10 protein-coding genes are annotated in these 12,152 nt (G+C 73.6%); 4 read left to right on the plus strand and 6 right to left on the minus strand.

All coding sequences use genetic code 11. The features are described 5' to 3' along the window. Nucleotides 1-316 precede the first annotated feature (316 nt). Nucleotides 317-823: a DUF2231 domain-containing protein gene (locus tag ACIP94_RS12305; RefSeq protein WP_402423403.1), complete on the plus strand. Its 507-nt coding sequence runs from the start codon at nucleotides 317-319 to the stop codon at nucleotides 821-823. A 12-nt stretch (nucleotides 824-835) separates the two neighbouring features. On the opposite strand, the gene ACIP94_RS12310 is transcribed toward ACIP94_RS12305, so the two are convergent. After that, nucleotides 836-958, minus strand: a complete 123-nt coding sequence (locus ACIP94_RS12310; RefSeq protein ID WP_402423405.1) for a hypothetical protein — start codon at nucleotides 956-958, stop codon at nucleotides 836-838. A 218-nt stretch (nucleotides 959-1,176) separates the two neighbouring features. Then, nucleotides 1,177-2,115, minus strand: a complete 939-nt coding sequence (locus ACIP94_RS12315; protein ID WP_402423408.1) for a GntR family transcriptional regulator — start codon at nucleotides 2,113-2,115, stop codon at nucleotides 1,177-1,179. A 958-nt stretch (nucleotides 2,116-3,073) separates the two neighbouring features. On the opposite strand from ACIP94_RS12315, the gene ACIP94_RS12320 reads away from it, so the two are divergent. Next, complete coding sequence (locus ACIP94_RS12320) at nucleotides 3,074-4,117, plus strand: DUF2637 domain-containing protein (RefSeq protein WP_402423411.1); 1,044 nt, start codon at nucleotides 3,074-3,076, stop codon at nucleotides 4,115-4,117. Between the two features lie 57 nt (nucleotides 4,118-4,174). Here the strand turns inward: ACIP94_RS12320 and ACIP94_RS12325 are convergent, their stop codons facing one another. The 3 genes from ACIP94_RS12325 to ACIP94_RS12335 all read right to left on the minus strand — a co-directional run bounded on the left by ACIP94_RS12325 (nucleotide 4,175) and on the right by ACIP94_RS12335 (nucleotide 7,988). Then, nucleotides 4,175-4,627, minus strand: coding sequence for an ATP-binding protein (locus tag ACIP94_RS12325; protein WP_402423413.1), 453 nt, complete (start codon nucleotides 4,625-4,627; stop codon nucleotides 4,175-4,177). Between the two features lie 568 nt (nucleotides 4,628-5,195). Next, a complete protein-coding gene (locus tag ACIP94_RS12330) occupies nucleotides 5,196-6,938 on the minus strand; it encodes a pyruvate dehydrogenase (protein WP_402423416.1) in 1,743 nt (580 codons plus the stop codon). 54 nt (nucleotides 6,939-6,992) lie between these two features. Continuing rightward, a complete protein-coding gene (locus tag ACIP94_RS12335; RefSeq protein ID WP_402423418.1) occupies nucleotides 6,993-7,988 on the minus strand; it encodes a protein phosphatase 2C domain-containing protein in 996 nt (331 codons plus the stop codon). Nucleotides 7,989-9,127: 1,139 nt separating this feature from the next. Here ACIP94_RS12335 and ACIP94_RS12340 point away from each other — a divergent pair. Beyond that, the gene (locus tag ACIP94_RS12340; protein ID WP_402423421.1) at nucleotides 9,128-10,108 is read left to right on the plus strand and encodes a helix-turn-helix transcriptional regulator; all 981 of its coding nucleotides are present in this window, start codon (nucleotides 9,128-9,130) and stop codon (nucleotides 10,106-10,108) included. Between the two features lie 34 nt (nucleotides 10,109-10,142). Here ACIP94_RS12340 and ACIP94_RS12345 read toward each other — a convergent pair whose 3' ends face one another. Continuing rightward, nucleotides 10,143-11,375 carry an SGNH/GDSL hydrolase family protein gene (locus ACIP94_RS12345; protein WP_402423424.1) on the minus strand — a complete coding sequence of 411 codons (1,233 nt, stop codon included), beginning with the start codon at nucleotides 11,373-11,375 and terminating at the stop codon, nucleotides 10,143-10,145. A gap of 238 nt (nucleotides 11,376-11,613) precedes the next feature. Between ACIP94_RS12345 and ACIP94_RS12350 the strand changes: the two genes are divergently transcribed. Next, on the plus strand, nucleotides 11,614-11,997 hold the full coding sequence (locus ACIP94_RS12350; protein WP_402423426.1) for a PPOX class F420-dependent oxidoreductase: 384 nt from the start codon (nucleotides 11,614-11,616) through the stop codon (nucleotides 11,995-11,997). Nucleotides 11,998-12,152 lie beyond the last annotated feature (155 nt).

The following is a 12,152-nucleotide window of genomic DNA, read 5'->3' on the forward strand; positions in this document are numbered from 1 at the left end:
CCGGGGACTCGGCCCGGGGACTCGGCCCGGGGACTCGGCCCGGGGACTCGGCCCGGGGACTCGGCCCGGGGACTCGGCCCGGGGACTCGGCCCGGCGACGAGGCCGCAGACTCGGCCCGCAGACTCGGCCCGGGGACTCCGGCGGGCAGGCTCTTCGCCCGCCGGCCGGGCGGAGACGGGCCGGCCCCGTTCCTGCGGTTCTCCTCTCAGAAGAAGCTGAGAGATTGCTGTGCCAGGCTGGCGCGCCGATCAGCGGACACGGGCTCGGGCCGTGCCGCCACCCCCACCCCCCTCGGCCGCCCCCGGAGGAACACCGATGAGTCTCGTCAACGGTCTGCCCGCGCATGTACTGTTCGTCCACTTCGTCATCGTCCTGGTCCCGTTGACCGCGCTGGCTCTCGTGCTCGCCGCCGTGTGGCCGAGGGCCGCGCGACGGCTGGGGCCGGTCCTGCCGGTGCTCGCGTTCGCGACCCTGGTGACCGTGCCCCTGACCACCCAGGCCGGCGAGTGGCTGGAGCGGCATGTCGACAGCGATCCGCTGGTGCGCCGGCACACCGAGCTCGGGGACGGGCTGCTGCCGTGGGCGGCGGGCCTGTTCATACTGGCGGCCGTCGTCTGGTGGACCACCCGCCGGACGGCCGGGCAGCCGGGCGGCTCCCCGGGCACGGCCCGCGGCGGTGCGCTCGTGCGGGTCGCGGCGGCCGTGCTGTCCGTCGTGGTGGCCGCCGGGGCCGTCGTCGACGTGTACCGCATCGGCGACTCCGGCGCGAAGGCCGCCTGGCACGACGGCTTCTCCCAGCGCGCCACCGGCCACGACGGCTGACGGCCCGTCCGCTCACAGTCCCCGCACGAACGTCCATACGGCGCCGCGGAATGCGGGATCGCGGGCGAGGAGGACGGCGACGATGACGAGCACCGCGAACGCCGGCGGTCCGCCGGGGCCGTCCACGGCGGACACCCACCACGCCGTACACCGCCCGCGGACCCCGTACCGGCCGGCGCCGGCGCCCCTGCCGCCGAGCCGCCTCCGCTGCCGCCGCTCCGTATCGGACATCATCGTCACTCACCCCCGTGGGACGGCCGTCGTCCCTCACCGGGCAGCACGCGGGGCACCGCCGGAGCAGTTCCTTCCCCGGCGGCCGTCTCACGCCGCGGGCGTGAGACGCCGCGACGCCCTCACGCCGCCCCGGCGAAATGCTCCCGCACCAGGGACTGCACCACCGCCAGATCCTGGGCGACCAGCGCGTCCAGAAGGGCCGTGTGCTCGGCCGCGTCGGCGAGCAGATCCGCCCGGCCGCGCGAGCCGGGGTCACCGACGAGCGGCCACTGCGCGCGCCGGTGCAGGTCCTCCGCGATCCGCACCAACTGCTCGTTGCCCGCCAGGGCGAGCACCGCGCGATGGAACGCGCGGTCGGACTCGGCGTAGGTGGCGCGGCAGCCGGAGGACGCGGCGCGGACGGTCGCCTCGGCCAGCGGGCGCAGTTCCGCCCAGCGTTCGGCGGGCATCGTACGGGCGAGCCGGAGCATCACGGGGACCTCGATCAGCGCCCGGATCTCGGCGAGTTCGGCCAGCTCGCGGGCGCCGCGGACGGCGACCCGGAAGCCGCGGTTGGGTACGACCTCGACGGCCCCCTCCAGCGCGAGCTGCTGCATCGCCTCGCGCACGGGGGTCGCGGACACCCCGAACCGCTCGGCGAGCGCGGGTGCCGAGTACACCTCGCCGGGTGTCAGCTCCCCCTCGACCAGCGCGGTGCGCAGGGCGTCCAGGATCTGGCGGCGGACGGAGGCCCGCTGCACGACGGGACGTGCCGGCACCCCACCGAAGGGCCCCTCCTGCCTGGCTCCGGGCCGCTGCCCGCGAACCGGCGGCTCCCCGTCGTCGGGCCGCCGGCCGTCGTGGGGCGCTCCGTCGCCGTACGGCCGCTCCTTGAGGCGGGGACGAGGGATGGGCGGCTCGCTGTGGGTGTGCTCGCCGCGTGTGGCGCCCGCCGCGGCGCCCCGCTCCCGGACACCGTCCCCGGATCCGGGCCGCGGCAGGTGCGCGGCCTGGGTCCGGACGTCGGCGGCCCGCGTCTCGGCGGAGCCCTCCGCACGGCGCGAACGGGCCTGCTCCACGGGTTCCTCCTCCGGTCCTGGCGGTGCTGGGAAGTATGGCGGAACCCTCCGGGGTCGGTTACCGCTCGGAAAGCACCTTAGGCACCATACGCTCCGGTTCCCCCGCCCTCCATCTTCGGCAAGGTAAGCCTCACCTATGGAGGCTCGTGAAGCGATGCTCCCGTATGCCCCTGTCCGTCCTGCCCTCGTCCGCACTCACGGAGGCGTGCACCCGGCTCGGCGCGGTGTTCCCGGCCCTGACCGTCGGGACGCCGGGCGCGGGTGAGGCGGCTCCCGAGGGTGGCGGCCGGCTCCCCGCCGCCCGCCTCGCGGGGGACGGCGCCGCCCTCGACGCGTTGCCTGCCTGGGACGAGGCACGGGTGCTCCGCGAGCGCGCGCGGGACCCGGCCGGACGTCGTGGCGAGCTTCGGGCTGCACAGCCACGCACGGCCGGCTGTCTGCTGATCACGGTGCCGTGGTTTCCGCTGCGCCGGATGCCCCGCCTGCCCGTGGAGCAGGTCGCCCTCCGCCGCGGCCTCGGCCGCATCGCTGCCGCCTGCTCTGCACTCTGCGTCCCGAGGACACATGCGTCACCCGGCCGAGCACCGGTGGCGCCGACAGCGTGGCAAGCTGACGGCGAGCGCCGCGAGTTGACCGCCCCTCACCGCCACCATCCACCGGGACCCCGGCGGCCGTGCCCGGTCCGCGTGCCGTAAGATCCACTCGAACGAGACCCACCCGGATGACAGGTGCTTCACAACTTCCTCACTCGCCTCGGGAACTTTCCGCGGAACCATCCGTCCGGGTAGTCTTATTCGAACTCAACTCCCGCCCCTCAAGCGGCAGTTCGAGCAGAACGCCGCCCAGGGCATCCCCTTGCACTTCCTTGGCGGCCTCTTGCCCCGAAACCCCCTGAGGGCCGGTGGAATTGGGCCACTATGGCGGGCGTTACGCCCTATCCCAATGCAAGGGACCCCAGATGAGACTGACCGACATATCGCTGAACTGGCTGCTTCCGGGCGCCGTCTTGCTCCTGGGCGCGGTGGCGGCGGTGGCGGTGCTCGCGCGCGGAAAGCGCTCCTCCGGGGAGAACGCGAGCGCGGACGACTCGTGGGAGCGCGCCGAGGAGCGCCGCAGGCGCAAGGAGGCCATCTACGCCACCGCCTCCTACGTCCTGCTCTTCTGCTGCGCCGCCGTCGCCGCGGCACTCTCCTTCCACGGCCTGGTCGGCTTCGGCCAGCAGAACCTCGGGCTCACGGGCGGCTGGGAGTACCTGGTCCCGTTCGGCCTGGACGGTGCGGCCATGTTCTGTTCCGTGCTCGCGGTGCGCGAGGCCAGCCACGGTGACGCGGCGCTCGGTTCCCGCATCCTGGTGTGGACGTTCGCCGCCGCCTCCGCCTGGTTCAACTGGGTGCACGCGCCGCGGGGCATCGACCACGCGGGCGCGCCGCAGTTCTTCGCGGGCATGTCCCTGTCGGCCGCCGTGCTCTTCGACCGCGCGCTGAAGCAGACCCGCCGTGCGGCGCTGCGCGAGCAGGGCCTGGTGCCGCGTCCGCTGCCGCAGATCCGCATCGTCCGCTGGCTGCGGGCCCCTCGGGAGACGTACAAGGCCTGGTCGCTGATGCTGCTCGAGGGCGTGCGCAGCCTGGACGAGGCCGTCGAGGAGGTCCGCGAGGACCGTCGCCAGAAGGACCAGAACCGGGCGCGCCGGCGCGAGCAGCAGCGCATGGAGCGCGCTCAGCTCAAGGCGCTCAGCCGGGGCCACCGCGCGCTGACCGGCGGCAACGGCGGGCGCCAGGTGGACGTGCCCACCGTGGAGCGGGCCTCCGCACCGGTCCCTTCGGAGCCTGCCCTACCCGCGGCGGAACTGCCCTCGGCGACCCGTCCCTCGCTTCAGCCCGTCCGGAACTCCTCCGCTGACCCGATCAGGGTCGACCTCACCGCGGAGGACGACACCATGGCCCTGCCGCGGCTGGACTCCCTGGAGCGCAAGCTCAAGGACCTTGAACAGCAGTTCGGGTGAGACCGGACGTCTTCACCGGAAAGGGGGGGCGGCAGATGCCGCGCCCCCTTTCCGCTGTCAGGCGGCTTCCGCGTCGAGGTCGAACCACACCGCCTTCCCCACCCCGTGCGCCCGTACGCCCCACGCGTCCGCGAGGGACTGCACGAGGACCAGGCCCCTGCCGTGCGTACCGTCGTCGGTGGTCGGCATCCGCACATGCGGTCTGCGCCGGACGAAGTCCCGTACCTCCACATGCAGTCCACCCGGTGAGACGGTGGCCGTCAGGACCGCGTCGCGGTCGGTGTGGACGAGCGCGTTGGTGACCAGTTCGCTGGTGAGCAGTTCGGCTATCTCGGATCGTCCCGGCTTCCCCCAGTGCGTCAGCAGTTCCCGCAGCGCCCTGCGCGCCTCGGGCACCGCCCGTAAGTCCGCCCGCCCCAGCCTGCGGCTGAGCTGGGCGCCCGGGGAGCGGCCCCTCGCACCGTCGGTCGTTTCCTCCGTCTTCTCCGCCGAGAAGGCCCCGATGGTCACGGGACCGCCTCCTCGTGCTCGCCTCTTCATGACCCCCGCCCGTACGTGGTTGTCGGTTCCCCTCCTGCCCGAACCCGTCAGGGGGATCCATGCCCCGTCCGACAGGCGCCAGTCCTGTCGAATCGTCAACAACCGAACGAAAGCCTCCGGATGCGCCCGGTCCGGGCGACGCGGCACGGGGCCGGCCGAGGCGCCTTCGGCCCGCCGTACCGGACCGGACTCCCGCCGCAGGCCGTCCCCCGCTTCCCGGGAGTAATCGCCTGTGGCGGGCCCTGCCCGACGGCGGGTGCCCGGATGCGGGGCGGGCCCGGTGTGCCTCCAGGCGGTCACGCAGGACCCCGGACTACGTGCCGGGGCAGGGCACCGACCATCCGCGCCGGGCCCATCGGCCGACTCCCCGCTGCCGATACGGCCGTACGCCGACTGCCCGCCTGCCCGACTCCGCCCCGACTCCGCATCGGCCCCGCACCGGCCCCGCATCGGCCCCGCATCGGCCCCGCACCGGCCCCGCACCGGCCCCGCACCGGTCCCGGAGCCGGAACACGGCGGGAAAAGGTCCGGAAACCTCTTACGGCCTGGGCACGTTGCGCAGATTGGAGCGGGCCATCTGGACCATGCGTCCGACACCGCCGTCCAGCACGATCTTCGAGGCGGAGAGCGCGAACCCCGTCACCATCTCCCGGCTGATCCGGGGCGGGATCGACAGCGCGTTCGGATCGGTGACGACGTCCACCAGAGCGGGCCCCTTGTGCCGGAAGGCGTCCTTCAGGGCGCCCGCGAGCTGCTTGGGCTTCTCGACCCGGATGCCGTGCGCCCCGCACGCCCGGGCGACGGCGGCGAAATCGGGGTTCTTGGCGCTGGTGCCGTACGCCGGCAGCCCGGCGACCATCATCTCAAGCTCCACCATGCCGAGCGAGGAGTTGTTGAACAGCACCACCTTCACCGGCAGGTCGTACTGCACCAGGGTCAGGAAGTCGCCCATCAGCATGGAGAACCCGCCGTCACCGGACATCGACACCACCTGCCGCCTCCGGTCGGTGAACTGGGCCCCGATCGCCATCGGGAGCGCGTTGGCCATCGAACCGTGGGAGAACGAGCCGATGACGCGGCGACGGCCGTTCGGGGAGATGTAGCGGGCGGCCCAGACGTTGCACATCCCGGTGTCGACCGTGAAGACCGCATCGTCGTCGGCGACCTCGTCGAGGACCGACGCCACATACTCGGGGTGGATCGGAATGTGCTTTTCCACCTTACGGGTGTATGCCTTCACCACCCCTTCGAGCGCGTCCGCGTGCTTCTTCAGCATCTTGTCCAGGAAGCGCCGGTTCTGCTTGGCCTTCACCCGCGGGATGAGACAGCGCAGGGTCTCCTTCACATCGCCCCACACCGCGAGGTCCAGCTTGGAGCGGCGGCCCAGGTTCTCCGGCCGCACATCGATCTGGGCGATCTTCACATCGTTCGGCAGGAAGGCGTTGTACGGGAAGTCGGTGCCCAGCAGAAGCAGCAGATCACACTCGTGGGTGGCCTCGTAGGCGGCGCCGTAGCCGAGCAGCCCGCTCATCCCGACGTCGTACGGGTTGTCGTACTGGATCCACTCCTTGCCGCGCAGGGCGTGACCCACCGGGGACTTGATCTTCCCGGCGAACTCCATGACCTCCTCATGCGCGCCCCGGGTGCCGCTGCCGCAGAACAGGGTGACCTTCTCCGCCTCGTCGATCATCGCCACCAGCCGGTCGATCTCGGCGTCACCGGGACGGACGGTGGGCCGCGAGGTGACGAGGGCGGTCTCGGCGGACCGCTCGGGCGCGGGCTCGTCGGCGATGTCACCGGGGAGCGAGACGACGCTGACGCCGCTGCGGCCGATGGCGTTCTGGATCGCCGTCTGGAGCAGCCGCGGCATCTGCTTCGGGCTGGAGATCAGCTCGCTGTAGTGGCTGCACTCGCTGAAGAGCCGGTCGGGGTGCGTCTCCTGGAAGTAGCCGAGGCCGATCTCGCTGGACGGGATGTGGGAGGCGAGGGCGAGCACCGGGGCCATGGAGCGATGGGCGTCGTACAGGCCGTTGATGAGGTGCAGATTGCCGGGGCCGCAGGAGCCCGCGCAGGCGGTCAGCTTCCCGGTGATCTGCGCCTCGGCACCCGCGGCGAAGGCGGCTGTCTCCTCGTGCCGAACATGCACCCAGTCGAGGGCGGCGTTGCGACGGACGGCGTCCACGATCGGGTTCAGGCTGTCGCCCACGACCCCGTACAGGCGTTTGACTCCCGCCCGGGCGAGGATGTCGACGAACTGGTCGGCGACGTTCTGCTTGGCCATGGATCCATGCACCCCTTCCGTCTCCTAGGGTCCATCAATCCACAGTGACCGCGATCACGCCTCCCAAACGGCGGCCGCCGTACGGTCGTCGGCGTAGCCCTTCACCCTCACCCGGGTGTCCGAGAGGAAGGCGTCCAGGCCCGGCGGTCCGCCCGTCGACCAGCGGAGCGTCAGATGCTCGGCGAGCTGCGGTTCGCCGCGCAGCGGGTCCGCCAGGCCACTGGTGCACAGCAGGAGCGTGTCACCCGGGCGGGCGACGGAGGCCCGGAAACGGAACGGGTCACGGGGTGGCTCGGCGGGGCCGTCCTGTCCGGGCGAGGCCGGGAGCCCTGGGGCCGGCTCATAGGGGCTCGGAGGCGTCGCGATGCCCAGGTCCATGGTGAGGCGGTCGCCCTCGGGGGTCTCGGACGGCAGCGAGCCGAACCCGACCACCGGCTCGCCCGCCGGCTCGGTGACCCGGGGCTCGATGTCCTGCCACTCGCCGTCCCGCAGCCGGAACAGGCCCCCCTCGCCGACGCCGAAGAACACCCGGGTGCGGCAGGCCGGGTCGGCGGGCAGCAGCAGACAGCGCAGGCCGGCGGTGTACTCCTGCGGGTCGACGCCCTGTTCGGCGGCGCTCGCGCGGAGCCTGCCGAGGCTGCGGTCGGTGAGCCGGTGCAGGCCCGACTTGAGGTCGCCGCGCCGGGCGGCCCGGATGTCCTCGCCGAGACGGACGTGGCTGCGTCCGACGGCCCGTCCGATCCACCGGCACACCTGGGCGGCCGCCCGGTGCGCTCCGGGGGTGGCTCGTGCGCCGGTCGCCATGGCGACGAGGACGAGGGCCTGGTCGCCGGTTCCGAAGCGGGCGGTGAGCAGGCAGTCCCGGCGCGGCTCGCCCCTGAAGCGCGCCGAGTCACCGCGCACGGAGGCCGCGCGCAGTGTGAGGGACCCGTAGCGCGCCCCGTCCAGCACGCTGTCGGGGACCAGGTCGTCCAGGGCCTCCGGGTCGGCGAGCGGGAGGGCGGTGGGCTCGGCGTCGTAGGTGGGCGGTCCGGAGCCGACGTAGTCCACCGCGGGCGGGATGCGGGGAACGGGGCCCTGCGCGGGCGGACGGGCGCCAGGGGACGGCGGTTCGCCGGGCGGCGGTACGGCCGGAGCCGCGGACACCGCCGGGGCGGCGCCGGCGGGGAGGGCCGGGGAGCGGTCCGGGGCTGGCGGCACGGCGGCCGGGGGCCGGTCGGGGAGCGGTGGTACGGCGGCCGGAGGGCGACCCGGGGGCCGAGCCGGGGCGGGCGGCGGCTCGGTCCCGGTGCCGTCGAGGGGGGCCGCCGGGCGGAACCCCGGCGGCTTCGGCCCGGGCGGGAAGGTAACGGGGCCCGGCGGACGGGTGGACGGGGGCTCCCAGGGCACGCGCCCGGGACGCGGGACGGGGGGACGCGGGGGCTCACCGGGCTCGGGCGGGGCCGCGTCCGGCGTGGAGGCGGCGGACCGGCTCGAACCGTTCGCCGGCCGTCCCGCGAGCGGACCGGCGCCACTCCCCCGCGGCCCACCGCCGCTGCCGTCACCGGCACCGGCACCGGCACCGGCACCGGCACCGGAGCCATCCTCCGCAGATCCCTCGAACGGAGGAGTCCACCGGCCGACCGTGTCCGCCGCGGAGGCGAAGCGGTCGTCCAGGCTGTCGGCCCCGGGGACCGGTCCCGTGTCCCCGGGGGAGTCGTCGTACAACTGCCCCCACCAGTCGTCCTGGTGGCCGCCCGGCCTCTCCCCCTGCTGACTCATGTCCCCAATTGTCCACCGCACACGGCCTATGAAAACGGGGCATCGGGAAAATCGGGCCGTGTCACGGCTTTCTGACGGCAGGTTGACCGAGTCTCGAACGGCGATACGCGACCCGACGGGGAGAGGCGGGCCACCGGACGATTCCACCCCCCACAGGGGAACCGCCCGGCGGCACCGTGGTGACGGGCCCGGCACGCCTCCGGTCTCCGTCACGTCTTGCGGGGCCCCCAAGGTCCCTCGATCGGCGTCCGTGCAGGCCGAGCGGCCTCCGGACGGCGGCACGGGCAGGGTTCACCGCCTCGATGGCGCCACCTTGGCAGACACCCCGGGGGTACGGCGATGATGTTCCGAGGCGGGTTTGCGCCGTGGCTGTTTTCCGCCACGGGGCGCACCGCGGGGTCTTGTCTCAGGGGAGGGGACGACGGCTGATGCTGGCAGCGATTGGGCTGGACGAGACACATGAGTCCGCGTACCGGGCACTGGTGTCGGTGGGCGCCGCCGATGTGCCCGATCTCGCGCGGCGGCTGATACTCGGCGAGCGCGACACCGAGCGCCTGCTACGGCGCCTGGAGCGGCACGGGCTCGCGGCCCAGTCCTCGGCCCGGCCCGGCCGCTGGGTCGCGGCGCCTCCCGGGGTGGCGCTGGGCGCGCTGCTCACCCAGCAGCGGCACGAGCTGGAGAAGGCCGAGTTGACGGCCGCCCTGCTGGCCGAGGAGTACCGCGCGGCGGCCGCCGAGCCCGCGGTGCACGATCTGGTCGAGGTGGTGATCGGCGCGGCGGCGGTCACCCAGCGCTTCCTGCAACTCCAGCTCGGCGCGGCCGAGGAGGTGTGCGCCCTCGTCACCGGCACTCCGGTCGCCGTGACGGGGACGGAGAACGAGGCGGAGGCGCAGGCCGCCGGCCGAGGCGTCCGCTACCGGGTGGTCGTGGAGCGGGCGGTGCTCGACCAGCCCGGCGGGATCACCGAGCTGACGGCCGCGCTGAGCCGCGACGAACAGGTGCGGGTCATCGACACGGTGCCGACCAAACTGGTGGTCGCCGACCGGGCGTTGGCCATGGTGCCGCTCACCGCGCACACCGCGGAACCGGCCGCGCTGGTCGTGCACGCGAGCGGACTGCTGGAGCTGCTGTCCGGCCTGTTCGAGTCGGTGTGGCGGGACGCCCTGCCGCTGCGGCTCGGTATGTACGGCGCCACCGAGCAGGCGCCGGACGGCCCCGACAGCACCGATCTCGAGGTCCTGTCGCTGCTGCTCGCCGGGCTGACCGACGCGAGCGTCGCCAAACAACTCGATCTCGGCCTGCGGACCGTACAGCGCCGGGTGAAGCGGCTGATGGAGCTGACCGGGGTGACGACCCGGCTGCAACTCGGCTGGCAGGCCTACGAACGGGGCTGGGTCTCCCGCAGCTGACCTGCGCCACAGCTCAGTGGCCGCCTGAGGTCCCTCATCCGCCGAGTCCCGTCGGGTCGACGGCTCCGGCCAGCGCCGTCATGCCCGCGTCGTCGAAGTGCAGGTGGTCGCCCGAGTCGTAGGCCGGCCGGATGCGGTCGGGACGCGCGGGGTCGCGGACGGCGGCATCGAAGTCCGCGACCGCGTCGAACACCCCGCTGCGGATCAGGGCGTTGATCGCGTGGCGCAGGCCCTCGCGCGCCGGTGTCCAGGCACTGTGGCCGCCGAAGGGGGTGAGGGTGGCGCCGATGACGCGGATGTCATGGGCGTGGGCGCGGGCCACGATCCGGCGGTAGGCACGGACGAAGGCGCCCGGATCGGTCTCGGGCGGGATGCCCTTGAGGTCGTTGACGCCCTCCAGGACGATCAGCGTGCGCACCCCGGTGCGGGAGAACACATCCGCGTCGAGGCGGCTCAGCGCGCTCGGCCCCACCTCGTCGCGCAGCAGGCGATTGCCGGAGACCCCCGCGTTCAGCACGCCGGGCCGCCGCTCGGCGGGCAGCCGGCGCAGCCGCCGGGACAGCAGGTCGGGCCAGCGGTGGTTGGTGCCCAGCGAGGATCCGGTGCCGTCGGTGAGGGAGTCGCCGAGCGCGACGACACTGTGGGGGGCGGCCCGGCGAAGGACGTCGACGCCGGTCACGTAGTACCAGTGGGACACCCTGTCCGTGTACGCGGCGCCGGTCGGGTCCGTCGCGTGGTTGCCGTTCCTGGCGAGGAAGCCCGGTTGCAGGGAGGTGCGGTGGTACGTCGCCGGTCCGCAGTCACCGGGGGTGTACACGGTGACCACAAGGTTGGCGTCCGGCGGAACGGCCAGGCGGACGGCGTCACTGACCCGGTCCCGGCCCGGCGGAACGGTCACGGAGGTGGCGCCGTCGAAGGTGGCGGTGCGCAGGGAGCCCGGCGCCGCCTCGGCACTGCCGGTCTCGTGCGCCCGCTGTACCGCGACGGTGACGGTGCCGAGGCGGAGCGGGGCGGTGCCAAGGCGGTTGGAGAGGCGGACCCGGGCGGCGCTGCCGCCGACGCTGATGTGCACGATGTTGCGAATCGAGGTGCCGGGGAGGGCGGGGGCGGTTCCGGAGGCGGCGGCCTCCCAGGTGCCGGTCCAGTGCGGTGCCGTCTTGGCCCGGTCGACGGCGCCCGGGAAGGTGGCCGCGGTGGACAGGACGGTGAGCAGCGCGACGGCCAGGCAGCGGCGCCGGGTTCCGGTCAGCCGGGGAAGGTGGATCATACGGACTCGCCCTTTCCGCGCCGGCGGCCCCGGGCAAGGGGCCGGGAAGCGCTCGATGTCTTCCCGGGACACGTCGACGGGCTAACACACCGTCACACGTTCGGGTGCGCGCCCCCATGCGGGCCACAGGCCCGCCGGCACCTGCGGGACGCAGGCCCGCGGCCACCGCGGCCTACGCCGGGGGACCTACGGCCGGAATCCGATGTGGGCCCGGCCCACGGCGTGTTTGGCTGCTGCCATGACCGAATTCAGCGCGGCCGAACGCGCGTATCTGCTCTCCCAGCGGCTCGGACGGCTGGCCACCGTCGACCCGCACGGACAGCCGCAGGCCAACCCGGTCGGGTTCTTCCTCCAGGACGACGGGACGATTCTGATCGGCGGCTTCGCGATGGGCGCCTCCAAGAAGTGGCGCAACCTTCAGAAGAACCCGAGGGTGGCGCTGGTCGTCGACGACATCGTGAGCCTGAGCCCATGGCGGGTGCGCGGCGTCGACATCCGCGGGGAGGCCGAACTCCGCACCGGCCCGCACGAGCTGGGCCCCCACTTCAGCGAGGAGGTCATCCGCATCCACCCGCGACGGATCCACAGCTGGGGCCTCGACCGGGGGTCCGAGGGCGGCTAGCCTCGAAGTTTGGTGGCGGTCCGCCGACGGAGTCGGTGGACCGTTTTCGTGCCGTGGGCGAAGGCTGTGCAGGCCTGGGCCCGAGTGTCGCCTCGGGGTGGCGCCGGGTTCCACTGCTCCGGGTGTTGAGCTGCTGTCGTAGGTACGGGGAATCC

It is taken from the genome of Streptomyces sp. NPDC093261, assembly GCF_044753645.1.
GTDB lineage: Bacteria > Actinomycetota > Actinomycetes > Streptomycetales > Streptomycetaceae > Streptomyces.

Excerpts from the sequence above, each read along its gene's own strand:
- ACIP94_RS12330 (WP_402423416.1), bottom strand. The coding sequence starts at position 6,938 with ATGGCCAAGCAGAACGTCGCCGACCAGTTCGTCGACATCCTCGCCCGG.
- ACIP94_RS12340 (WP_402423421.1), top strand. The coding sequence starts at position 9,128 with ATGCTGGCAGCGATTGGGCTGGACGAGACACATGAGTCCGCGTACCGG.
- ACIP94_RS12350 (WP_402423426.1), top strand. The coding sequence starts at position 11,614 with ATGACCGAATTCAGCGCGGCCGAACGCGCGTATCTGCTCTCCCAGCGG.
- ACIP94_RS12320 (WP_402423411.1), top strand. The coding sequence starts at position 3,074 with ATGAGACTGACCGACATATCGCTGAACTGGCTGCTTCCGGGCGCCGTC.
- ACIP94_RS12345 (WP_402423424.1), bottom strand. The coding sequence starts at position 11,375 with ATGATCCACCTTCCCCGGCTGACCGGAACCCGGCGCCGCTGCCTGGCC.
- ACIP94_RS12305 (WP_402423403.1), top strand. The coding sequence starts at position 317 with ATGAGTCTCGTCAACGGTCTGCCCGCGCATGTACTGTTCGTCCACTTC.